Genomic DNA, 22197 nt, shown 5'->3' on the forward strand with positions numbered 1-22197 from the left:
CGTGGGCAGCCTTTCGATGGGGCTGCAAAGACCGTCCAACTGGCGATTCGGGGCCGAGGAAGGTCTCCGATCGACCGGCTCACGGCTGGATCAGCGGACTTCCATGAATAATCCGGGCTAGCGGCGAGGGGAGACGATGCGTGCGTCGGCTCGGTGCTACACCGAGAACGACGACCCGCAGCCGCAGGAACCCACGGCCTTGGGGTTGTTGAACTTGAACCCGGCCCCGGTGTTGCCCAGGACGTAATCGATCTCGGTCCCCTGCAGGTACCGCGCGCTCACCGGGTCGACCATCACGGTCAGGTCGCCCTGCTGGTAGACCCAATCGTTGGAGCGCTGCTCCTGTTCGAAGTCCAGAGCGTACTCGAAGCCGCTACAGCCGCCGCCGCGGACGGCGATGCGCAGGCCGTAGCTGTCGTCCATGCCCTCCTGCTCGCGGGTGATCTTCACCATGTTGACCGCCTTGGGGGTCATCACCACGGGGAATGGGGCCTCCGGCGGTGCTGTCATCCCATCTGGGGTCGTCTCTTCGGGCGTCTTTTCTACTGATTCCATCTTCGTATCTCCTTCACGGCAAACCCTGACTTTCCAACATAGCCGTGGGCCCGCGTGTTGTCAAACCTTGCGCGAAACCGGCGGATCGCTATCATCGTCCCATGTTGCGAGCCATCCTCTTCGACTTCAACGGCGTCTTGGTGGACGACGAACCCCTCCACTTCGAGCTCTTCCGCAAAGTCCTCGCCGAGGAGGACATCGAGCTCTCGGAGGAGGACTACTACCGCGAGTACGTCGGCTACGACGACCGCGCGTGCTTCCAGGCCATCCTCGAAGCCCACGGCAGACCCGCCGAGCTACCGCAGATGATGCGGCTGATCACCCGCAAGTCGATGTACTACCAGCAGGTGATCCAGGAGCAAGGCTACCCCTTCTTCCCCGGCGCCGAAGACTTGATCCGCAATTGCAGCGACGCCGGCCTCATGCTCGGCGTCGTCAGCGGCGCCCTGCGCGAAGAGGTCGAAGGCGCCCTCCGCCAGGCCGGTCTCCTCGACCGTTTCAAGATCCTCGTCCCCGCCGACGACGTCCAGGCGAGCAAGCCCGACCCCGAAGGTTATCAACGCGGACTCCAGGGCTTGAATTCCCTCCCCCCCCTCCCCGACCGCCTCATCCACCCCCACGAAGTCCTCGTGCTCGAAGACACTCCCGCCGGCCTGGAGGCCGCATCGGTGCTGGGGATGGTGACCGTGGGAGTGGCCCATACCTACCCGGCGGAGGCGTTGAAGCTGGCCGGGAAAGTGGTTGAGGGGATCGAGGGGTTGACGTGTGAGGATTTGCGGGGGTTTTATGGGGAGGTGGCGGGGTAGCGAAACGAGCACTCCCCATTCACGCCTGCAAGTCTCAGCTTTTCCCAGACTCCGAGCGCTAGGCCTTTGACTCTAGCCCGAGCCTCCGCTCAAGCCGAGGGAGGGATCTCTTGGGGATTTGCTCTCGGATCGCTGGCACCCTCAAATGAGAACGAGCGACTCTCTGTCGATGCTGCCGATTCTCTACACAACGCCAATGAGGTTTACCACCCCAGTCACCAAGCTCCACTCTTGCACCACAATTCCTACAACGGATTCTCTGATTCTTTAGTGGCTTCTCGCCGAGACTTCTTGTATAGCAATCGGGCTCCGAGCAAGACCAATAAAATGGATCCTGAGCGCCTTCGAGAGCGATCATCTCAGACGAGCAGATCGGACACCTCTCTCCTGCGCCTTCAAATTCCGCGATGAGTTCTTCCGTCTTGAGTCGCTGTAAATACTCTCCAACAAGCGCGGGACTTCTCCGCCTCTCCATAATCTCGTGTGAGCTCGCCTGACTTAAAGCGTTCAGAGAGCCAACCCATAGGACATCATCGTCGACTACAACCAGTTTTTCATGCATCCTGCGCTTATGGATGATAGTCAAGCCCCAACTCCGCAGAGCTGCCTCCATCGACTTATACCGACCCAGCTCTCTCGCTCCACGGTCTCTCAAAGCTCTGGTAACCAGAAGGACCTTCACTCCTCGGCTCGTAGCAGCGAAAAGCTCAGCATGAAGAAGCTGTAAACGCTCAGACCCTAGAAATGGAGAATAAAAAATAACCCTCTTCTCCGCCGCTGCGAGATCCCTTAAAAGCAGCGGAAAGAAACCCTCCTGGCTCACAACATGACGCTCAAGCTCTACTTCATCATCGCCTGCCAGAAACTCCTGATAAGTCACCTGAGACCTGAAAGCCCTGATAACGCTTGATGCTGGAACCAATCGCCCAGACTCTCGAAGCAAGGGGATCAAGACTCTACCGACAAAGGCCTTTTTCGCCCTCTTCCGGACATACTCTAGGTCCCCGACCACGATGAGCCTACGCTTTGCTCGGCTCATCGCCACATTAAAGAGGCGCCGAAACGTGTCGTCATTTGAGGGCATAAACATGCCCACCCGCCAATGTGGCTCGTCATTGACCAAATCCAAGACTACGACCTCAGCCTCACTACCCTGAAAACTATGCGCAGTTCCGGGGATCACCTCACCGAGAAGCCCGTCGTTACGGAGTATTGCTTCTTGAAGCTGCGCGTGGGGCCGATACGGGTTGATCATCAAAATACGCGCGGACTCACCCTCCCTCCAAGGCCTTCGCTCCTTACGTAACAACTGATGGGCTATATCTACTCCTAGGCCGGCCGAGAGAAAATTAAGACGACTGCTCCGTCGCCCACGCCTCACTGCCGTAACCCATGCACCGAGGTCACCTGTATCTACTAGTACCAGCGGAGCATCATACTGCCACTCAGCGTTATACCATCCTCCCGGGGGCTTGCTCGTGGCCTGCACATCTTCGGCAAGAAGGCCTTCATAAAACATTTCGCTGACAAGTCTACTAATCTCAGGCCGCATCCTATACTGTACAAGAAGAGGAGAAAAATGGTCATCCCCACAGGCGGGATTATCCATGCCAGCGACTTCGAACACGTCCCTACCTAGCCACTTCTTTGGGAGGTCCTTTTTAGACTGGACGATAGGCGGTAGCTGCCTGAAGTCTCCCACGATCACTCCGCAGTCCGTACCGAGCGCAGCAGCGGCCCAGAGAGCAGGAATAGGAGCCATAGATGCCTCGTCGAGGATTACAGTATGAAATACTCTCTTCGTTATTGCTCCGCGCAGATATGATCGCGCTAATGTCGTAACAACAACCTGAGCACTCTCAATCACCTCATCCTCTACGCTCTTTAACCTTTCCTTCAGAGACTCTATCTGCTCCAGTATTCCGCCCATCTCTCCCTCGACAGATCGCCTGGTACCCAGAAGGCTCTCAAGGCTCCGATCACCAAGGAGATCTTCTGCACGTCCCCGGGCAAGCCTCAACTCGTCGTCGAAATCAAATGAAACAGGCTTCTGAGAAGCAAGGCCCATTTCGCGGATCTCTTCCCTAACGCTTTGCACTTTACCCTGAAGCAGGCTGACAACTCGATCACGTCTCTGAACTTGCCTCTCATAGTCAAGACGAAACTCTTCTATTGTCCTGAGCCTGTTGAGCGCCTCCTTTAGCACCGCTGATGCTGTCGGATCAATTTTTCTCTGTAGCCGAAGGACTTGCTGACGAAGAGCTAAGACGCGCTCGTGCCCAATCTTGAGCTCAGCGTCTCTGGCTGCGGCAAGGCGGCTAGCCTCTACTTGGTCGGTCTGAGCCTGAGCAAGAAGCCTCTCTGCGGTGGCTAGACTCGGCACAGAAAGATGAACTTCCAGTCGAGACTCAAGCCGCACAATCTCGGCAAGAACCTTCTTCTCTTCCGACAGAACAGAGCGCTCAGCTTCTAGGTTCGCCCTCGAAGTAGCCACTACTGCGCTCAGTCTATCGACTATAGCCAACTGCTCGGCGGGACTAGGTAAGCGCCGTACCAAACGTGACAGAAGATTGGCTCTTCCTATCGCAGTTGCTGTCTCTTTTGCTTCAGCCAGCTGAGCGCGAAGCCTCCGTAGAGTCTCCTCCGCTTCGAAGGAACTCTGCGCGAGGCGGGCCACGAGTGCGGCTTGCTCTTCTCTTGAAGGATAATCTGCGAGCCTTCTGCGAAGCGGCTCGATTTCCTTCGCAAGCCGAGCATGACTCTGTGCAGTGACAAGGGCTTCCGATGCAGCCTGAGATCTCGAGCTTGCTCGCTCTGCGGCCGAGGACAAATTAGCCGAGCGGGCTTCCTCCTCTATCAGCCTAGCCCTGAGGTGCTCGTACGCTCTCTCTAAATCAACCTTTTCCTTAGTCGCAATGATCTTTTGCTCAAGAGACTTTCTTTCTTGCTCAAGCTCCAGAATCTCTGACGAACCTTCTTGGAGGCAGCTGTCCATCTCTTCCGATTCTCGGAGCAAAGCCTCAATGGCATCAACACTTCCCGCGAGCCCTTCAAGCCATCGAGCTACTCGACACTCCACCTCATTGTCTCGGAGGAGCGCCTCCAGTTCATCTCTCCTTGACTCATAGTTCTGAAGCTCGCGGGCCAACCACCTCGTTCTTTTATCAATATGATAGTCCATTCGAACCAGCTCACTGAGCTGATCGTCACGGTGGTCGCCAACCCGAATCACTGCACCTTGCTCTAATCTCTCACGCAGTTCTTCACCTGCCGTTTCCGCTATTCTGTGCGCTGCTTGATCAACAGCAACATTGGTATGAGAAACGATTAGGGCAGTACGCCCCAAGATCAAGAACTGGGCTCCTAGCTGCCCGATGACACCTGTCTTTCCGGTTCCAGGTGGTCCCCAAATAAAGGTGAGGGTTCTCCCGAGACTCGATGAAACCGCCCTGTATTGTCCTTCATTGAGCGGCACAGGCTTCTGAAGGGCTGTAAAAAGTACCTCTGAGCCCTCCACACCTCCTTGCCCCAACAAAAGATTGCCAAGGCGATTCGGTTCGTCAGCCAACTCCTCGATTCGGTCAATTAGGCGTTCGAGGAGCTTGGAGAGGTCCCATTGCAGTTCGGCATGCTCGAGAAATGGACCGATATTTTGCTTTAAGGCTACAGAAACGGAGAGTTTCTCTACAGCGACGAAGGTCGCATCGAACCGCTGGCCTCCAACATAGATATCGACTGGCGCATCAGAAGGAATACCAGAGAGACTGCTGAGCGCCAGGCTTGAGATTGTGAAAGCGTACAGAACATAGCCATTACGCTGATAGAGCCTTCGTCCATTTTCAAGCAAGATCCGGTTTGTGCTGCTGAAGTTGCGCGCCTCAGCGATTTCTTCCTGCAGCGCCTCGCAGAATTCATCTAGAGGGCCTGGAAGAGGCACCTTTTGTTCAGAGAGATGGCTCATACTTTTGGCTCTGCCTCCAGGATAGCCTCTCCAAGGGTTGCCTGGAATGTCCCGCGGCTTCGTTCTGTCGGCCTTCGTCCTCAGGCCGGGGTTGGATAGCTAATAGCCTTTCAGAATGCTAGCTGAGGCAGAGCACGGTGAAATACCAAATGTTTCCAAGTTGCGCAGACAAGCTGGAATCTATTCCTGAGATCAGTTCCGACTCACTTCACTCTCGCCAGTATATGCTCCCGCACTATTCAGCCTTGAGAGGTGCTACTCTCTTCTCCACCACTTGGCTGACCTCCGGAAAGACCTGAGCCTCGTCATGGGTGGCTTCCAGCAGTATAGTCAACCTCAGAAGGGGAATCGGCGGTTAGCGATCCTTGACGCCTAGCTGAAGGCAGCTCGCAGTAGGCCTCTCGACTACACCATGTCGGCGCACCGGAGAGTTCCATTTCATCGTCGTTGACTAATTGAGCTTGGCTAGTTCCCATTCTCGGACTCCTTGGGCGACTATAAACACTCAACGCCGCAGTCAACGAGGTCACTCTAGGGTGATTCGTGCTATTCAAGAAGCCTCTAGAATTGGTTCGGAGTCTCGAGTCACTTTGAAGGCAGCATTTGGGATCGTGCAGCGCGGCCCCCACCTGAGCCCCCATGAAAGACCTCCACGCCCTCCAAGAACGAGCCAAAGAGCTCCGCTGCCTCTACTCCATCGACGCCGTGCTCGCGGAGCGGGAGCAGACGCCGGCTTCGGCGTTTCTGCGGATTTTGCGGGAGATCCCCGCGGGGTGGCAGCATCCGGAGACCACGGGGGCTCGGATCGAGTATCTCGGCCGGAGTTATGTGGGACCGGGCTTTACCGCCGAAGGGCAAACCATGTCGGAACCCGTGCGTCTCTGGGGAACCGAAGTGGGGCAAATTCTGGTGAGCGACCACGGTCCCGCCGCGATGGCCGGCGAAGAGCCGTTTCTCGATGAGGAAGCGGAGCTGCTGAGCCGCATTGCCGGCCGGCTGGGGGAGTACTTGGAGTGGAAGCACACCGAGCTGATGGGAGAGCAGACGTCGGCGCGGCGCAATCATTGGGCCTGGAGGCAGCGGTTTGCCGAAGCGTTGGCGGATCGCATCGATCCGGAGAGGTTCGGCATCGAGCGGATCTTCATCGGGGGTAGCACCGCCCGCGGCGACGCCGGCCCGGGGAGCGACATCGATCTCTACATCCTCTTGCGCGGCACCGAGGTGCAGAAGCAGGAGCTCAGCGCCTGGCTCCAGGGCTGGAGCTTCTGCCTGGGGGAAGTGGCGCACCAGCAGACCGGGCACCCCTTCCCGCGAGGCATCTTGAACGTGCGGTGGCTAGAGAAGGAGCCCGACGCATGGCAGCGGGCGGAGCTTGAGGAGCTCAGTTTCGGAGAGTCACCGACGGCTAATTAATCTGCACCCGCCCCGCAAAGCCCTCGTCGTACCCGTGGTAGTGGCAGAGGGTCTCTTCGGGGAACTTCCAGCAGTAGTAGCCGTCGCCGGAGTCCCAGTCGACGAGCCACATGCCTTTCACCTCGCAACCGAAGCCGGTGATGGTGTCGACCCAGTCGTCGACGATAGCCTGGCAGGCTTCTTCGAGCTCGGCCTTGCGGTCTTCCATTTCCTCGCGGCTGCCGAGGGTGTTGACCAGGGCCTCGATGCGGCGCACGGCTTGGGCGGTGGCTTCTTGGACGGCGGGGAAGCTTTCCAGCGCCTCTTGATAGGTGAAGATCTTGTGCTCGGAAGGGAGCTTGGTGGTCTCGCTCATTCGAGGGATCGTAGCAGAGCCAGGGAGGGGACCCAAGCTGTCCAGCAAAGCTTGGGGGAGGTCAATCGGGCTCCCGTGGCGGAGTGGCTTCGCGGCGAGCTAAGAGCGAGCAACTCGCGGCCAGTTGCGATACGATTTCCCGTCTATGACGATTTTTGGCGAACGCTCCGTCGGACATATCGAGGTGATCACCGGAGGCATGTTCTCCGGCAAGAGTGAGGAGTTGGTACGCCGCTTGCGCCGGGCCGTGATCGCGCGGCAGCGGGTGCAGGTCTTCAAGCCGCAGGCGGATACGCGGCATGATCCGGAGCGGCTGATCACCCGCGACAATCGGGAGCTGGATGCGATCAGTGTCGGGGACAGCAAGACGCTGCGGCGAAACCTCGAGATCGGGGTCGACGTAGTCGGAATTGACGAGGCTCAATTCTTCGACCTGGGCCTCGTGGACCTGACCATGGAGCTGGCGGACGCCGGGCTGCGGGTGATCGTGGCCGGACTCGATCAGGACTTCAGTCGCCAACCCTTCGGCCCCATGCCCCACATTCTGGCGGTGGCCGAGTATGTCGACAAGATGCACGCGGTCTGCGTGCGTTGCGGACGCCCGGCCCACTACAGCCAGCGCATCGCCGGCGGCTCGGATCAGGTGCAGGTGGGAGATCTGGAGTCCTACGAGGCGCGCTGCCGGCGCTGCTTCGAGCCCTATCGGGACTGAATCGGCGACTCTTTCCCCCTCCCAAACCCCATCCTCACCCTGGGGCTGAGGTCGAGAAAGGAGGACGAATGCCGAATCTCGTAGCGGTCGCGACCTGGGGGGTGGCACTGAGCGGTGGATTCTTGGTGCTCTTGCTGGCCTGGCGGAATCCATCGAGTCGCCGGACCGGGGTCTCCTGGTGGCTGGGTCAGCTGTCCCCCTTCCTCCTTCTCAGCGCTGTCAGCCTCGCACTGTGGCTCGGTTGGGGCACGATTCCGGAGCACATCCCGATCCGCTGGAGCGACTTCGGCGACTCCGCCGGGAGCTGGCCGAGCAAGAGCCTCCCGGTGGTTCTCTTCCGCCCCCTCGTCGGCGCGACGATGTGCGGTGCGCTGATGCTTCTCCAGGCTCTTGCCTTCAGCGGGTCCAAGCTCGACCAACAGGAGAGCCCACAGCAAGCGCCGGGAGTGAGCGGAGGCCTCTTCTGGACGCTGCGGATGGGCGTTGCAGCGGCCGCATCGATGGTGGCGCTCTTGCCCCTCATTCACGATCCCGACCGGTCCCGACTGCTGCTCATTTTGGTTTTGGTCGGATCCCTCATCGGCCTGCCATTGATCCTCATCCTGCAGCTCGCCCAAGCCGGTCTGCTCACCGCGAGACGAGGGACCGGCGTGTCGAAAGGAGTCGAGGACAACTGGCGGCAAGCGGCGAGCCACGACCATACCCAGCGGACCCTGGCTTCCGAGCTCTCCTTCGTCTTTATGGGCGCCCAATCCCTCCTGAGTAGCCCCGGGTCGTTCCTGCTGGCGGTCATGCTCTTCGCCATCCCGATGCTGATGGTGATGCTCTTCGCTCTCATGCTTTGAGACCCGCGTCGAGGGCGAGCTGCACCGCTTCCTCTGGGGCCTCGGCCCTCAACAACCGAGGCTCCGGCAGGCCGTCGGGCCGCTCCAGTTGCCAGCTCCCCAAACACACTACCGTGCGGCCGTGCTTCAAGGCCAGGGCGATCTCGTTGAGGGTGCCCCAGGCACCGCCGATGGCGATGGCAGCAGAGCCGGAGAGCACCACCACCTGGTTGCGGCCCTGCCCCAGACCGGTGTAGATCGCATGGGTGACGTGAGCATTGGGGGGCGAATCGTCGGGGCCGGAGCCGGGGAGAACCCCCAGGGTGACGCCGCCGGTGCCCTGGGCGCCGCGGCAGGCGGCCTCCATCACCCCGCCGCGACCGCCGCACACCACCACCGCTCCAGCCTCGGCCAGAAGCCGCCCGACGGCCTCGGCCTTCTGCAGCAAGGGTTCATCGGCAACGCCGGCACCGATAACGGAGATCTGGAGAGCGGCAGGAGAAGAAGTCATGGGGATCCTCGAAGACCAAGAATTAGGAACCGTGGCGAGCTCAAGGGAATGCTATCGCGCTCCGGGTAGGGAGCTTTGAGTGCGGGCTCACGGACGGGCGGGGGTGTCGTCCCGCCAGGGCCGAGATGCAGTAGCGAGGGGTTTCAACCCCTCGTGGGGCTATTCCGGCGGTCAGGTTTCCGGCGCGAAGGCCCCCGTAAGACAGCTGGACGGCGGAATTTCAGCCCTTGCGAGGCTGTTATCCTTGGCACTGGGGTTCCTGCCCCAGGTTCTCTGCCGCGAACAAGCTTCACTATGACGCAGCCGATCAGCTTTTCGGCGGCGCGGCGGAATCCCAACGACGAAGAAGGAGAGTACGAGAGAGATGTTCTTCGACCCGATGTATATCCTGCTGGTTCTGCTGCCGGGCATGCTGCTGTCCGGCTGGGCGAGCCTGCGCGTCAAATCTGCGTTCAACAAATACTCCAAGGTGCGGAGCTCCAACGGGATCACCGGCGCCCAGGCGGCGCAGATCATGCTGCAGCGGGCCGGCATCAACGACGTGAAGGTGGTACCCACCAACGGCTTCCTGAGCGACCACTACAACCCCACCAACAAGACGCTGGCGCTGTCGGAGAACGTCTATTCGTCGCCGAGCATCGCCGCCGTCGGGGTCGCCTGCCACGAGGCCGGCCACGCCATCCAGCACGCGGCCCACTACAAGCCCATGTGGATCCGCTCGATGCTGGTGCCCACCGCCAACATCGGCTCCAGCATTGGCTACTTCGTGATGATCGGCGGTCTGATCTTCAGCTCCGCCAACATCGTCCTGCTGGGCGCCATCCTGTTCTCAGCGGTGCTGCTCTTCCAGATCGTCACCCTGCCGGTGGAGTTCGACGCCACCGCCCGGGCCAAGCGCCTGGCGGTAGAGCACGGCATCGTCAGCGCCCAGGAGCGCCAGGGAATGGACAAGGTGCTCAACGCCGCGGCCCTGACCTACGTCGCCGCCGCCATCTCGACGTTGCTGACCCTGCTCTACTTCCTCATGCGCGCCGGCCTGCTGGGCGGTCGCAGCGACTGACGCCCTCTTCACCACCGCAGACGCAAAGAACCCCCGCGTGGCCTGCTGGGCCCGCGGGGGTTCTTGCACTTTGTCCGCTGGTACCAGCGGCCTCACCGTCTAGCGTGCGCTGGGCGGTGAGGCTAAACAGGCTGGCCTAGCTGCGCCACCAGCTCCGCCTTCCGCGCCTCCATCTCCTCCTCCGTCTCCGCCTCCAGCACCAAGCGCAGATACGGCTCGGTATTCGACGGGCGCACGTTGCACCACCACGAGGGATAGCTGATGGTGATGCCGTCCAGGCGGTCGATGTCGGCGTCAGAGTAGCGCTCCGCCAAGGCGGCCATCTTGCCGGCTTTGTCTTCGACCTGGAAATTGATCTCCGGCGACTTGGAGTAGCGCTCCAGGGGCTGGACCAGCTCCGACATGCTCTTGCCGCTTTCCCACAGCAGGTTGAGGATCTCCACCACCGCCAGGATCGCGCAGTCGGCGTTGTAGTGGTCCCGGAAGTAGTAGTGGCCCGCCAGCTCGCCGCCGAAGACGCCTTCTTCCTTGCGCAGAGTGGCCTTCATGAACGAGTGGCCCACCCGCTCGCGCACCGGCTTGCCGCCGGCCTCTTCGATGTACTCCGCCACCGCCCGGGAGGAGCGCAGATCGTAGAGCACCGCTTTGCCGGGGTCGTGGCGGAGAAGCTCGCCGCCGATGAGGGCGGTAATGAGGTCGCTGCCGATGGGGCGGCCCCGCTCGTCGACAAAGGCGGAACGGTCGGCGTCACCGTCGAAGGAGACGCCCAGATCGGCGCCGTGCTCTTTGACGGCGCGGCTCAGATCCTCCAGGTTCTCCATCTTCAGCGGATTGGCCTCGTGGTTGGGGAAGCTGCCGTCGAGCTCGAAGTAGAGGGGGATGAGCTCGATCTGCATCTGCTCGAGAATCGGCTGGTAGATGGTGCCCATGCCGTTGGCGGCGTCCACCACCACCTTGAGCCGCTTGCGGCCGTCGGTGGGCGGTCGCAGGAAGCTGAGCACGTGCTGACTGTACTGCTCGAAGATGGTGCCCTGCTCCAGGCCGCCCTGGGGCTCCTGGGTCGGCAGATCGCCGGACTCGACCTTCTCCTCCATCAGCGGGATGCCGTGATCGCCGGACACCGGCCAGGCGTCGTGACGGCTGAACTTGAGCCCGTTGTAGCGCGCCGGGTTGTGGGAGGCGGTGACCTGGATGCCGCCGGCGGCCTTTAGGTAGCCGACGGCGAAGTAGCTCATGGGAGTGGTGGCGAGACCGATGTCGAGAACGTCGAAACCGCTGCTGCGCAGGCCTTCGATGAGGGCTTTGCTCAGGGGCACGCTGTGGGAGCGCATGTCCCGGCCGACGATGATGGTGTTGCCCCGGGCTCGGTCGTCCTCGTCGAGGACGAATTGGAAAGCCTGGCCGATCTGCCGCGCCATGTCTTCGTTGATCTGGTCGGGATAGGTACCCCGGACGTCGTACGCCTTGAAGATTCCAGCCATGACGGTCGTTTTCTCCTCAGAAACCGGAGCCCGGCGACCCGCCCGCGGCGCGTCGGGACTCCCACAATCCGGCCACCGCAGGGGCGCACCGGCTCGCTATCGTTGATGGCGCACCGCCCGGGGGAAGGCTCCGGGGGCGCTGGGTTCGAATCGATCTCCTCGTTGCTAACAGCTCGTGGCGACAGTCGGGCCGCGCTGCGAGCGACTCAGCTGCGGGCGACTCAGTCGGGAAGCTCTCGAAGCATTCCCCCGAGGCGCCGGCAAAAAGCTTCCGGAACCTCCGCGTGGGGCAGATTCCCCGCACCCTCGAAGACCTCCAGCTGGGCCTCCGGCAGATGCTTGAGCCATTGGTCCGAGTGGTCCACCCCGGGGCTCTTGGACTGGCGGCCCCAGCCGACCCACACCGGAACGCTGAGCCGCGGCAGCACCCGACGCACGCTGTGGTTGAGGTACCCCGCCAGGTAAGCCGCCAGCGCCGCGTGGGCTCCGGAGCCGTGACTGGCGCGATAGTGATGCTCCACCAATCCGGCGTCGGCGCGTTCGGAACCGGCGTAGACGTCGTTGCGCAGGTGCCCGGTGATGCCGGCCCGGCTGGTGTAGAGATTGAGCGCGGCGGTACCCAGCACCGGCAGGCGCATCAAGCGGTAGAGCAGGGCGTCCTTGAAATCCGGCTCCTCCCCGTGGAGGTCGAGCCCCAGGGGGCAGACCAGCCCCACCGCCCGCAGCAGCTGAGGGTGGTCGACCCCCACCTGCACCGCGTAGGCAGCGGAAAGCCCGGAGCCCACCAAAACCGTTCGCTCCCGCACCACGTCGTGGAGGAAATCTTGGACCAGCTGGATGTAGAGCTCGCCGTCGTAGGTTCGCTGGGGCTTGTCGGAACGCCCCCAGCCGAGGAGGTCGAGGGCGTAGACCCGATGGGTTTCGGCCAGAATCTCGCTCGCCCGGCGCCACTCCAGGGAGTCGTGTCCCGGCCCGAAAGAGTGCAGGAGGACCACCGGCGGCCCCTCCCCCAGCTGCTGGAACGAGATCTCCCCGTGAGCCCAGGCGTAGGCGCGGGGGCGCCCCCAAACCGAAGCCTGGAGGCGGCCAGCGTTGCGCCGGACCCAAGCGTTGGCCAGGGCCGGCAAACCGATGGCGGCACCGCCGATGAGCAGGCCTTTGGCCAGGCGTCGCCGACGCTCGTGTCGTTGAATCTCCTCACTGCTGCTCGCGGCCATAGGCTGTTCAGGATACCACGGGCAGGTTGTTGCAGATCCCAAGACGAGGTTCCGGAGCGCGGTATACTGGTGGTTCGACAGGCTCTGAAATACCCGGCGTGAGGCCGGGGCTGAAACGAGCTGATAGGACCGTACTCTGATGACCGTATTGAGACTTCATCGCCTCGGCGACCCGATCCTGCGCAGCAGCGCCCGAGCGGTGGATCCTGCACGTCTCCAGGTGCGCGAGCTCCAGGTGCTCATCGACGACATGATCGAGACCATGAAGGCGGCCTCCGGAGTCGGCCTGGCGGCGCCGCAGGTGGGCAAAGATCTGCAGCTCTTCGTCTACCAGACAGGGAGCCCGGAGAAAACGGGGAGCCCGGAGAAAGAAGAGGCCTCCGAGAGCCCGCAAGAGGAGACTTCGGACGACGACGGAGAGCGGATCCGGGTGTTGGTCAATCCGTCGGTGGAGCCCGAGCCGGGAGAAGCGGTCTACGACTGGGAGGGATGCCTCTCCATTCCCGACCTCCGCGGCCTGGTACCCCGCCATCCGGCGGTCAAGGTCCGCGGCCTCGACCGCCATGGCGAGACCGTTTCCTACGTCGCCGAAGGCTTCGAGGCACGCATCATCCAACACGAATACGACCACCTCAACGGCATCGTCTTCCTCGACCGCATGCGCGACCTGCGCTCCCTCAGCTTCGAAGAAGAATGGCTGAAGTATCTCGCTCACAGTCCGGACCACGACGATGAGCAGGCCGCCGTCGGCTGAGCCCAGACGCCCCCCCTCTGTGTCCCGCGAATTCCACATCCTCTGGGCCGGTCGCCACCAGCGGGGGCCCTGGCAAGCCCTGTGCGAGGACTACCGCAAGCGCATCGCGCGCCACGTGCCAGTGCACGACCGGCCGGTAAAAGTGAAGCTCTCCGGCGACGACGAGAACCGCCGCAGCGCCGAGGGAGAAAAGCTCCTGGCGACAGCGCCGGATCCCTCCTGGATCATCTCCCTGGACAGCCGCGGGCGGAGCCGCAGCTCGGAAAAGCTGGCGAAGATGATGACGCGGATCCGCCACGACTGGCCCCACCCGGTGACCTTCCTCATCGGCTCCGATCTGGGGTTGGCTCCAGAGGTTCTGGAGGCCAGCCGCGAGGTGATCTCCTTCGGTCCCATGACCCTGGGCCACGAGCTAGCGCGGCTGGTGCTCTACGAGCAGATCTACCGGGCGCTTTCCATTCAGCTCGGAATAAACTACCATCGGCGCCAGTTATAAGACCCTCAGCAGCCTATCGAACACGTCCTGAGGAGATGTCATCGTGCCCGAAGTGAGCCAAGCGCAAGACAGCGGTCTGACCACGGAGGAGATAGAGGACCTTCGCGAGCGCCTCTTGGAAGAGCGCAAAAAGATCCAAGCCCTCTACCAGCATGACCTCCGCGCCGGGCAATCGAGCGTCGAGGAAGCCAGCGAAGATCTGGTCGACCGCGCGAATTTCGCCTACAACCGAGAGCTCAATTTTTCGCTCTCGGACTCTGAGCGCCAACAGCTACGCAAAATCGAGAGCGCTTTGCAGCGTATTGAGGACGGTAGCTACGGAGTCTGTCTTTACTCCGGCAAGCCCATTGGGCTTCCACGACTCAAGGTCGTGCCCTGGGCTGAGTACCGGGTTGAGTATCAGGAGCTGGCAGAAAAGGGCCTGCTCGAAGAAGAGGGCTAAGTCTCCTCTGATCGCCGGCTCCGGTCGTAAACCCGACCCCAGCTTCGCCAGCGAACGCCGGGGCGGGGTCACGACGTAACCATCCACGGACGCCGCACACTGCGGCGTCCCGCGAGGCGGAGTATGAAGGTTCGGACCTTTTTCGGCATCCTCATCGGCGCCCTGCTCTTGGTTGGCGCCATCCATCTGGCCCAACTCAATGCCGAGCTTCTGCGTTCGCCGGTACACCTCGGCGCAGACCTCTCGATCCCCCTCTACACCTTGCTGTTGGCGATCTTCCTCGCCAGCTTCGTCCCCATCGCCACCCTTCTGCTGATCGACAGTCTGCGGCGGGACCTGGCGCTACGCTCCGAGCGGCGCGCCGCCCGCCACGACGAGAGCCTGGACCGCGCCTTCCAGCGGGCGGTGGATTATCAGACGGACCACCAATGGCGCCGAGCCGCCGAAGAGCTGGAGGCGGTGCTCGCCGAGCGGCCTCAGGCTTTCCAAGTGCTGCTGCGCTACGGCGAAGTGCTCCGCCAGGCGGGGCGGGTGGACGAGGCGGTAGATCAGCATCTGCGGGCCTCGGTGCTCTATCCCCAAAGCGTCGCGGTGTTCTATCGCTTGGCGGAGGACTACGAGGCTCAGGGACAAAGCCAGGTGGCGGCGGAGATACGCAACCGGCTGCTGCGGGAATTCCCCGGCCTGGGCCTGCGAGTTTTGCGGCGGCGCCGTAACGAGGCCATGGAGGCGGGCCGCTGGCAGGAAGCCGGTGAGCTCCAGGAGCGGATCGAGCAGCTCCTCGGCCCCCTATCTCCAGACCTCGACGCGGAGGAGGAGGTACGCCTGGGGCTGGAGTATCAGCGCGGCGTCGGATGCCTGGAAGAGGATCGCTACGACGAGGCCGCGGAGATCTTCGAGCAGCTCCTGGATCGGGAGCCCCGATTCATTCCTGCCGCCATCATGCTCGGCGAGGCCCGGCGCTTCTCGGAGGATCCCGACGGCGCGATGGCGGTGTGGAGTCGCGGTTTTCGGCACACCGGCAGCCCCGTCTTCCTGCAACGCTTAGAAGACTTCTTCATCGACCGTGCCGAGCCCGCCCGCGCCATCGAAACCTTGTGGAGCCTCATCGGAGACAGTCGCAACGAGCTTCTCCCACGCTTCTTCCTGGGCCGCCTCTACTACCGCCTGGAGATGCACCGGGAGGCCCTCAAGGTGCTGGACAGCGTGCGCGAACGCATCGGTGCCTCCCCCACCTTCCACTTTCTTCTGGCGCGCATCCACCAACGCCTGGGAGAGCTCCCCTCGGCACTCGAGGAACACCTGACGAGTGCCCGCCTCAGCGGCCTCTCCACCTCCGAGTACCGGTGCAGCCGCTGCTCCGCCAGCTACGCGGAATGGCAGGATCGCTGTTCCCGCTGTGGAGCCTGGAGCTCGGTGGAGCTGGACTTCGAGGAAGAGCGTCTCTCAGCGGAGGAGCTGGGAGTCCAGCCCTCGCCGGTTTGGGGCGGCTATCATCAGGAGGCGCCACAGGACGAGGAAGCCCTCTCCGGCGAGGACACTCTCCTCTAGTTCTGCCCCTCGAACACACGCGACGCTTCCAACGACCATGCCCTCTCCCCTCGACCAGCTGATCGACGACCTCGGACGTCAAAACCCGCGCCCCGTGTATTTGGTGCACGGCGATCTGGTGGTCTCGGAACCGGCGGCGCGGCGCATCGCCGAGGCAGTGGCGAAGGTGGCAGGCTGCGAGGTCGAAGAGCGCCGGCATCCGGAACGGCTGTCCAGTGTCCTCGACGACCTGCGCACCTTCTCCCTCTTCGACCCCGCCAAAGTCATCCTGGTGGTGGACAGCGCCGTGCTGGCGGACCGCGAGTCGGCGGCGGCCCTCATCGACCAGGCGGAGAAGGGGCTGCCGGCCCCGCCGCCAGACGAATCCCTTTCGGGGTCCGGCCGTCAGGCCGCATCCCGCCTGCTCCAGGCCCTCCATCTCTTCGACCTGAAAGTCGCCGACGGCGATGCCGGAGATCTTCTGGATCGGCTCCCGGATTGGGTTCTGGCCGGCGCCAAGAAGGGGGGAGGCCGCAAGCGCGCCCGCACCAAGAAACAGATCGCCAAGCTGCGGCAGCAGCTCGCGGAGCTCCTCGAGGCGGCTCGTTCCAGCGGCCTGACGGGCTGGGCGGAGGGAGAGCTGGCCCAGCTCTCCGAGGTCGTCCACGACGGTCTGCCGGAGGGCCACTGTCTAGTGCTGGCGGAACGGGGCGTGGCCAAGGATCACCCGGTGGTCAAGGCGCTGACCCAGCAGAAGGCGGTGATCGCCCTGGCCTCCGTCACCGCCACCAAACAGGGCGGCTTCGAAGGCCTCGACGAGCTCGCCGCCGAGCTGCACCGCCAAACCGGTGTCGCCATCACCCGCGACGGCCAGCAGGAGCTGGCCCGCCGCACCTTGCGCCAGAGCTCGGATTGGGGCGACGCCTCGGTGCGCTCGGAGACCACCGCCCGCTTCGCCGCTGAGTACCGCAAGCTGGCGACCACCGCCAAGGGTGGGCGTATCGACAAGCAGCTGGTGCAGGACACCATCCTCGACCGCGGCGAGGAGGACGTCTGGCAAATCCTCGACGCCATCGGCGCCGGCCGCCCTCGGGAGGCCACGGACCGGCTGCGGCGCTACCTGGCGGCGGCGGAAGACCCCATGGCCACCCGCCTCTCCTTCTTCGCCCTCTTCGCAGGGTTTTGCCGCCAGCTGCTGGCGGTGCGCTCCATGATGCGGGTGGCCCGGGTTCCCCCGGGGGAAAAGAATTACAACCGGTTCAAGAGCCGCCATGCGCCGGCGCTCCAGCAGCAGCTCTCAGTACCGGGAAAGAATCCTCTCGGCGGCCTCCACCCCTACCGCCTACACCGCGCCTACCTGGCCGCCTCCCGGCTGCCGGACGCGGTGCTCAGCGTGCTGCCCTGGCGGGTTCTAGAGACCGAAATGCTGCTCAAAGGCGAGAGCACCGACCCCGACGGCGCGCTGGCGGCTTTGGTCTCCAGCCTGGCTCGCCCTGTCTAACGGCGTGTCTGACGGTCTCCGCACACCTCTCCCCCGCTCTTCCATCCTTCACTGAGCGGGTCACCCAAGCCAACGGTCCCAGGGCGAAGCCGTCCAGCAGCCACGAATCGTGGCGACTCTCGTCGGACTGCAGAGGCTGCCGAGGACTGCGGCGGGGGCGGGAGGAGCTGCGAGCGCCGCCGCTGTCAGCCACGACCGGCCACGGGGCGGGGGAAGCCGTGCTTGAGCTTGAGCTGGCGGAAGGGGGCCATGAGGATGTCTTTGTCCCCCTGCCGCAGATAGTCCCGCCAGCCGTAGAGCCGACGATACCGCCGCAGCAGATGCGGAAACTCCTCTTCCAACCAGGGGAAGAAACGACTGCGGGCGTTGGAGCGCAGGAAGAGAGGACTGGCCACGATGTCGGTGGCCCCCAGATCCCGGGCCTGCTCGAAGAGCGGTTCCAAAGCTTCGGTGCTGTCGTTGATGCCGGGCATCAGGGGCATGCAATAGACGTGGGTCTCGATGCCGCGGTCCGTCAGCTGCCGGAGCGCCCGGAAGCGCGCCCGGGGATCCGGCGCGTGGCATTCGATGCGCCGCGCCAACACCGGGTCGGCGGTGGTGATGGTGAGGTGGACCTGAATCGAGTGATGGGCGTCCAGGGCCTCCAGCAGATCGAGGTCCCGCGTCACCAGGGGAGATTTGGTGGTGATGGACAGGCTCAGCCCCTCGACCTCCTGGAAAACCTCCAGCAATGAACGGGTGACCCGATAGTGGTGCTCCGCCGGCTGATAGGGATCGGTGGCGGTGCCGATGGCGATGGAGCTGCCGCGGAAGTCGGACTTGCGCAGCTGTCGCCGCAGCACCTCCGCTGCCCTCTGTTTGACGTAGATCCGCTGCTCGAAATCCTGCCAGCGGTCTAGATCGAAGAAGCTGTGAGTGTAGCGGGCATAGCAGTAGGTGCAGCCGAACTCGCAGCCACGGTAAGGGTTGATGGTCCAGCCGAAGGGCATGCGGCTGCTGGTGCAACGATTGAGGATGGTGCGGATCCGCAGCTCGTGGTGCTCGACGCCGGCGCGGCAGCGCACGGCCTCGGCATCGGGATTGGGACGCCCGAGGGGAGCCTCGGTGGGGAAGAGCGGCAGCGTAGGCTGTAGGGCGATGCTTTTCATGATGCCGCCTAGTTTACGCCTTACGCCCGATTACCGTCAAGCTCTCACCGGCAAAATTACCGCTAAATTACCGCCTGGTGAAGGAGTGCCTCTGGACTCTCCGCTCACCTCATCGCTGGCGTATCATCAGCGCCATGCCCGAGCTACCCGAAGTGGAAGTCCTGCGCCGGAGCCTCGAGCCTAGGCTGCGAGGGGAGCACATCGACCGTGTCGAGGTGCGGGCACCGGCGCTGCGGGAGCCCCTCGATCCGGCCACCCTCCACCAGCTCACCGCCGACCGCACGGTGCTCTCCCTCGGCCGGCGCTCCAAGTACTTGCTGATTCATCTCTCTCAGGGCTCGACGTTGGTGATTCATCTGGGCATGAGCGGGCGCCTGACCCTGGTGGACGGCGACGCGCCGGTGGAGCCCCACGAGCACCTGGCCTGGCATCTAAGCTCGGGCCGCCGCCTGAGGCTGAGGGATCCGCGACGCTTCGGCCAAGCCTTCGCCCTGCCCACGGCGCAGCTCCCCCGCCACCGTCGATTCGTTCATCTCGGCGTGGAGCCGCTGGAAGACGAGTTCTCCGGCGAAACCCTCGAACAAGCCGCGGTGGGGCGGCGGGGCCCGGTGAAGACCTTCCTCATGGACGCCGGCGTGGTGGTCGGAGTCGGCAATATTTACGCCGCCGAGGCCCTGCATCGCGCCGGCATCCACCCTCGGCGCTCCGTCGCCCGCATCTCCAGCGCCCGTTGGCAGCGGCTGGCGGAAGCAGTCCGGGAAGTCCTCGCCAACGCCATCACCGAGGGCGGCACCACTCTCAACGACTTCGCCGACGCCGATGGCCAGGCGGGCTATTTCCAAGTCTCTCTGGAAGTCTACGGCCGCGAAGGAGACCCCTGCCGCCGCTGTGGCCGGACCCTCAAACGCATCGTGCAATCGAATCGCAGCACCTTCTACTGCCCCGGCTGCCAGCGCTGAGCCCGACGAACCTCGAAGCCGCATCTGGAGTCGGCCGCTCCTCGAATCCTGTTGTCACCGCTGAGGCCACCCGCAAGGGGCTTGGGGGCCATATACTCGGCCCATGCACCCAGTGATTCTCGGCGTCGCCGGCGGCACCGGCTCCGGCAAAACCACCGTCGCCCGCGCCGTGCTAGACGCAGCCGGCCGCCACCGCATCGCCTTCCTGGCCCAGGACAACTACTACCGCGACATCGAGTGGGAGAGTCCCGACGGCCCCCTGAATTACAACTTCGATCACCCAGCCTCCATCGACTATCCGCTGATGATCGAGCACGTGCGGGCGTTGCGGGAGGGAAAGGCGGTGGAGAGCCCTCTCTACGACTTCGTCCACCATCGGCGGAGTCCCGAAACCCGCCGCGTCGACCCCCGAGCCGTCGTCTTGGTGGAGGGCATCCTGCTCTTCGTCGAACCGGAGCTGCGCAAGCTCCTGGACTTCAAGATCTTCGTCGACACCGACGCCGACATCCGCCTCATCCGCCGCCTCCGCCGCGACCTCTCCGAACGCGGCCGCCACATGAGCGACGTCCTCTCCCAATACGAATCCACCGTCCGCCCCATGCACCTAGAATTCGTCGAGCCCTCCAAACGCTGGGCCGACGTCATCATCCCCGAAGGCGGTGAGAACCGCGTGGCGTTGGAGATGGTGGTGGCGCGGGTGGAACAGCTGTTGGGGCGGTAGGGAGGATCTAGCAGCCGGTGGCGAAAGCCTGCTTCTACCCCTTGGAGGCGGATAAAGAATGCCTGGTCTCGCTGTGACGTCTGGCCTGCCCCTCTTGTCATGCGATCTGAATGAATCATCCGGGCTAGAGACTGGCTCTTTGGCAATTCCCGGTGATTTCTCCCACGCACCCAATAGCGCAAGGGTCTCTGGAATCAAGTTTCTTGAGGTTTGTAGAACAGCAGTGCTGAACGCCCAGCTGGCTCTTGGGAAGGAAGGGTCGGTGACTACACAGAGGTGCTGGGTTGTCAGCGACAACCTCTCAACGGTGGAAGACACAACGGGCACTGACAACACGCCGAAGATAACTCTGTATAGCTCTCGCATTCGTGGTCAGATCGATGTCCAGCGGTAGATCTCTCGACGTCGTCACCAAGAGTCGACGAGCTCCTCTCCTAAAGAGAACCCCCTCGTCGAGGAGCCATTTCTTCGACCCCAGGGGGAAATCCTCTACGGAGAGAACGAGAATCTCTTCGATATGTCCACCGAGAACCTTTGCTAGCTCTGCGAGAGGCCCCTGCTCCAAGTTCTTGAGCGGCGGCCGAAAGAGGCTTCGGCGATCTTGAGGCAGGTTGAAGATGGCTATGCGAAAGACCTCGGTTCGGATCGAAGTGAGCCTGGCTTCCGCACCAATCAGGATAGGGCTATCTCCGGACAGACATAAGCTACCTGTGGAGAAAAACTCTGGACCGCGCCCCGGGCTCGGTCGGAGCCTACCCCTTTGGCTCGCCAGCCCGCTCCAGCCCCGAGTGCCGACAGTTCGAAGAAGGGAAAGCTCACGATCCGAAAGGCTAGATCTATGATCAAAGGATGTTGTCATGCGGTGCTTTATCTAGGTTCTACTGCGTGGGAGAAAAGTGAATTGTCTCTCTTCCTACCGGGCCACGCCCAGGTAGATCGAGCCGAGTGCTGCCATCAGGATTCATCCTTAGCTGTGTGCCGTCTGGGGCCCTTTGGCGGACGCCGCCATTACTCATGGGTTGAGACTCGATGGGTTGACCACGGGTCTGATTCCTGAAAATACTCCTTGCTGCTGCTCGACCACCTGGTAGATCGGTGTTGGTCCTTGTGTTAGAGAATCGCGGATTCTGTCCAAGTAATGGGCGGTTGGAGTCTTCCCCATCCCCACCGTCGTCTCCACCACCAGAACTACCACCAGCCGCCAGCGGTGTCCCTCCAAGATCCTCGCTAGAGACACCGCCCATCGTCTCGGAGGGATCTACGATCTCTGTGTCTCCTAGAGCGGTTAGAAACATCTCCTGGAAGACATCATCCACCGTGATGCCAGGACCCGCCTCAAGGTTGCTGGCAACAGCGCGGGTGGCACCGTAGCTCGCTGCAAAAACCGCAGGAGGCCCGGCTTTGGGAGCCAATGCTACGGCACTCCGGAAGGCCGATGCCAAGTTATAGCTCGAAGCGATCACGCGTCCACTAGGATCGACATAGCGAAGCGGGTTCGATCCTCCATACGCATACAAATTCCACCCATCCCTCCCCGGATCCACGCTCATGAACCGCTGCAGCGGGAACGCACAGGTCCGCCCCCGCATGTAGTCTGAGAGCCCGTGGGTGTCCCGCTGGTGGCCGGTGTATTTGTACTCCTGCTCGTCGTCCTGGCCCGGGGCGTACTCGGTGCCGTAGGGGTAGTAGTGGTGCTTGCCGGTGACGGTGCCGAGGCCGTTGGTCAGGACTCTCGGGCTCCCCAGGTGGTC

The 22197-nt window shown here is 62.8% G+C and carries 20 protein-coding genes; 12 read left to right on the top strand and 8 right to left on the bottom strand.

Features of this window, described 5'->3' with window-relative positions; translation table 11 throughout:
- Nucleotides 1–156: 156 nt before the first annotated feature.
- A complete protein-coding gene (locus SX243_16390; GenBank protein MDY7094551.1) occupies nucleotides 157–555 on the bottom strand; it encodes an iron-sulfur cluster assembly accessory protein in 399 nt (132 codons plus the stop codon).
- Between the two features lie 101 nt (nucleotides 556–656).
- Between SX243_16390 and SX243_16395 the strand changes: the two genes are divergently transcribed.
- Complete coding sequence (locus SX243_16395) at nucleotides 657–1361, top strand: HAD family phosphatase (GenBank protein MDY7094552.1); 705 nt, start codon at nucleotides 657–659, stop codon at nucleotides 1359–1361.
- Nucleotides 1362–1419: 58 nt separating this feature from the next.
- On the opposite strand, the gene SX243_16400 is transcribed toward SX243_16395, so the two are convergent.
- Complete coding sequence (locus SX243_16400) at nucleotides 1420–5322, bottom strand: AAA domain-containing protein (protein ID MDY7094553.1); 3903 nt, start codon at nucleotides 5320–5322, stop codon at nucleotides 1420–1422.
- Nucleotides 5323–5961: 639 nt separating this feature from the next.
- Between SX243_16400 and SX243_16405 the strand changes: the two genes are divergently transcribed.
- On the top strand, nucleotides 5962–6735 hold the full coding sequence (locus tag SX243_16405) for a nucleotidyltransferase domain-containing protein (protein ID MDY7094554.1): 774 nt from the start codon (nucleotides 5962–5964) through the stop codon (nucleotides 6733–6735).
- On the opposite strand, the gene SX243_16410 is transcribed toward SX243_16405, so the two are convergent.
- Nucleotides 6728–7090 carry a DUF2203 domain-containing protein gene (locus tag SX243_16410; protein ID MDY7094555.1) on the bottom strand — a complete coding sequence of 121 codons (363 nt, stop codon included), beginning with the start codon at nucleotides 7088–7090 and terminating at the stop codon, nucleotides 6728–6730. The two genes, SX243_16405 and SX243_16410, sit on opposite strands and share 8 nt — an antisense overlap.
- 145 nt (nucleotides 7091–7235) lie before the next feature.
- Between SX243_16410 and SX243_16415 the strand changes: the two genes are divergently transcribed.
- On the top strand, nucleotides 7236–7802 hold the full coding sequence (locus tag SX243_16415; GenBank protein ID MDY7094556.1) for a thymidine kinase: 567 nt from the start codon (nucleotides 7236–7238) through the stop codon (nucleotides 7800–7802).
- Between the two features lie 68 nt (nucleotides 7803–7870).
- On the top strand, nucleotides 7871–8647 hold the full coding sequence (locus SX243_16420) for a hypothetical protein (protein MDY7094557.1): 777 nt from the start codon (nucleotides 7871–7873) through the stop codon (nucleotides 8645–8647).
- On the opposite strand, the gene SX243_16425 is transcribed toward SX243_16420, so the two are convergent.
- On the bottom strand, nucleotides 8637–9137 hold the full coding sequence (locus tag SX243_16425; protein ID MDY7094558.1) for a TIGR00725 family protein: 501 nt from the start codon (nucleotides 9135–9137) through the stop codon (nucleotides 8637–8639). The genes SX243_16420 and SX243_16425 overlap by 11 nt on opposite strands.
- Before the next feature lie 364 nt (nucleotides 9138–9501).
- On the opposite strand from SX243_16425, the gene SX243_16430 reads away from it, so the two are divergent.
- Nucleotides 9502–10197, top strand: coding sequence for a zinc metallopeptidase (locus SX243_16430; protein ID MDY7094559.1), 696 nt, complete (start codon nucleotides 9502–9504; stop codon nucleotides 10195–10197).
- 122 nt (nucleotides 10198–10319) lie between these two features.
- Here the strand turns inward: SX243_16430 and SX243_16435 are convergent, their stop codons facing one another.
- Both SX243_16435 and SX243_16440 read right to left on the bottom strand, forming a co-directional pair.
- Entirely contained in the window at nucleotides 10320–11678 is a 1359-nt protein-coding gene (locus SX243_16435) for a phosphomannomutase/phosphoglucomutase (GenBank protein ID MDY7094560.1), read from the bottom strand.
- A 221-nt stretch (nucleotides 11679–11899) separates the two neighbouring features.
- Nucleotides 11900–12895, bottom strand: coding sequence for an alpha/beta fold hydrolase (locus tag SX243_16440; protein MDY7094561.1), 996 nt, complete (start codon nucleotides 12893–12895; stop codon nucleotides 11900–11902).
- 139 nt (nucleotides 12896–13034) lie between these two features.
- Here SX243_16440 and SX243_16445 point away from each other — a divergent pair, with 139 nt between their 5' ends.
- The 5 genes from SX243_16445 (at nucleotide 13035) to SX243_16465 (ending at nucleotide 17618) form a co-directional block, all read left to right on the top strand.
- Entirely contained in the window at nucleotides 13035–13649 is a 615-nt protein-coding gene (locus SX243_16445) for a peptide deformylase (protein ID MDY7094562.1), read from the top strand.
- A gap of 19 nt (nucleotides 13650–13668) precedes the next feature.
- Nucleotides 13669–14145 carry a 23S rRNA (pseudouridine(1915)-N(3))-methyltransferase RlmH gene (locus SX243_16450; protein MDY7094563.1) on the top strand — a complete coding sequence of 159 codons (477 nt, stop codon included), beginning with the start codon at nucleotides 13669–13671 and terminating at the stop codon, nucleotides 14143–14145.
- A gap of 43 nt (nucleotides 14146–14188) precedes the next feature.
- A complete protein-coding gene (locus tag SX243_16455) occupies nucleotides 14189–14587 on the top strand; it encodes a TraR/DksA family transcriptional regulator (GenBank protein ID MDY7094564.1) in 399 nt (132 codons plus the stop codon).
- A 123-nt stretch (nucleotides 14588–14710) separates the two neighbouring features.
- The gene (locus tag SX243_16460) at nucleotides 14711–16138 is read left to right on the top strand and encodes a tetratricopeptide repeat protein (protein ID MDY7094565.1); all 1428 of its coding nucleotides are present in this window, start codon (nucleotides 14711–14713) and stop codon (nucleotides 16136–16138) included.
- A gap of 37 nt (nucleotides 16139–16175) precedes the next feature.
- Complete coding sequence (locus tag SX243_16465) at nucleotides 16176–17618, top strand: hypothetical protein (GenBank protein ID MDY7094566.1); 1443 nt, start codon at nucleotides 16176–16178, stop codon at nucleotides 17616–17618.
- Between the two features lie 185 nt (nucleotides 17619–17803).
- Here SX243_16465 and SX243_16470 read toward each other — a convergent pair whose 3' ends face one another.
- Complete coding sequence (locus SX243_16470; GenBank protein MDY7094567.1) at nucleotides 17804–18766, bottom strand: radical SAM protein; 963 nt, start codon at nucleotides 18764–18766, stop codon at nucleotides 17804–17806.
- Nucleotides 18767–18900: 134 nt separating this feature from the next.
- On the opposite strand from SX243_16470, the gene mutM reads away from it, so the two are divergent.
- Together mutM and udk are read left to right on the top strand one after the other, a co-directional pair.
- Nucleotides 18901–19725, top strand: coding sequence for a bifunctional DNA-formamidopyrimidine glycosylase/DNA-(apurinic or apyrimidinic site) lyase (gene mutM, locus SX243_16475; protein ID MDY7094568.1), 825 nt, complete (start codon nucleotides 18901–18903; stop codon nucleotides 19723–19725).
- Nucleotides 19726–19828: 103 nt separating this feature from the next.
- Nucleotides 19829–20446 carry a uridine kinase gene (gene udk / locus SX243_16480; GenBank protein ID MDY7094569.1) on the top strand — a complete coding sequence of 206 codons (618 nt, stop codon included), beginning with the start codon at nucleotides 19829–19831 and terminating at the stop codon, nucleotides 20444–20446.
- 878 nt (nucleotides 20447–21324) lie between these two features.
- On the opposite strand, the gene SX243_16485 is transcribed toward udk, so the two are convergent.
- Nucleotides 21325–22197: RHS repeat-associated core domain-containing protein (locus SX243_16485; protein MDY7094570.1), on the bottom strand; the 873-nt coding region annotated here is incomplete at its 5' end.

The organism is Acidobacteriota bacterium, assembly GCA_034211275.1.
GTDB lineage: Bacteria > Acidobacteriota > Thermoanaerobaculia > Multivoradales > JAHZIX01 > JAGQSE01.

What these genes read in the sequence shown, in the direction of transcription:
- mutM (MDY7094568.1), top strand. Translation starts at nt 18,901, where the DNA reads ATGCCCGAGCTACCCGAAGTGGAAGTCCTGCGCCGGAGCCTCGAGCCT.
- udk (MDY7094569.1), top strand. Translation starts at nt 19,829, where the DNA reads ATGCACCCAGTGATTCTCGGCGTCGCCGGCGGCACCGGCTCCGGCAAA.
- SX243_16425 (MDY7094558.1), bottom strand. Translation starts at nt 9,137, where the DNA reads ATGACTTCTTCTCCTGCCGCTCTCCAGATCTCCGTTATCGGTGCCGGC.
- SX243_16390 (MDY7094551.1), bottom strand. Translation starts at nt 555, where the DNA reads ATGGAATCAGTAGAAAAGACGCCCGAAGAGACGACCCCAGATGGGATG.
- SX243_16420 (MDY7094557.1), top strand. Translation starts at nt 7,871, where the DNA reads ATGCCGAATCTCGTAGCGGTCGCGACCTGGGGGGTGGCACTGAGCGGT.
- SX243_16405 (MDY7094554.1), top strand. Translation starts at nt 5,962, where the DNA reads ATGAAAGACCTCCACGCCCTCCAAGAACGAGCCAAAGAGCTCCGCTGC.
- SX243_16410 (MDY7094555.1), bottom strand. Translation starts at nt 7,090, where the DNA reads ATGAGCGAGACCACCAAGCTCCCTTCCGAGCACAAGATCTTCACCTAT.
- SX243_16430 (MDY7094559.1), top strand. Translation starts at nt 9,502, where the DNA reads ATGTTCTTCGACCCGATGTATATCCTGCTGGTTCTGCTGCCGGGCATG.
- SX243_16415 (MDY7094556.1), top strand. Translation starts at nt 7,236, where the DNA reads ATGACGATTTTTGGCGAACGCTCCGTCGGACATATCGAGGTGATCACC.
- SX243_16395 (MDY7094552.1), top strand. Translation starts at nt 657, where the DNA reads ATGTTGCGAGCCATCCTCTTCGACTTCAACGGCGTCTTGGTGGACGAC.
- SX243_16465 (MDY7094566.1), top strand. Translation starts at nt 16,176, where the DNA reads ATGCCCTCTCCCCTCGACCAGCTGATCGACGACCTCGGACGTCAAAAC.
- SX243_16435 (MDY7094560.1), bottom strand. Translation starts at nt 11,678, where the DNA reads ATGGCTGGAATCTTCAAGGCGTACGACGTCCGGGGTACCTATCCCGAC.
- SX243_16440 (MDY7094561.1), bottom strand. Translation starts at nt 12,895, where the DNA reads ATGGCCGCGAGCAGCAGTGAGGAGATTCAACGACACGAGCGTCGGCGA.
- SX243_16470 (MDY7094567.1), bottom strand. Translation starts at nt 18,766, where the DNA reads ATGAAAAGCATCGCCCTACAGCCTACGCTGCCGCTCTTCCCCACCGAG.
- SX243_16460 (MDY7094565.1), top strand. Translation starts at nt 14,711, where the DNA reads ATGAAGGTTCGGACCTTTTTCGGCATCCTCATCGGCGCCCTGCTCTTG.
- SX243_16445 (MDY7094562.1), top strand. Translation starts at nt 13,035, where the DNA reads ATGACCGTATTGAGACTTCATCGCCTCGGCGACCCGATCCTGCGCAGC.
- SX243_16400 (MDY7094553.1), bottom strand. Translation starts at nt 5,322, where the DNA reads ATGAGCCATCTCTCTGAACAAAAGGTGCCTCTTCCAGGCCCTCTAGAT.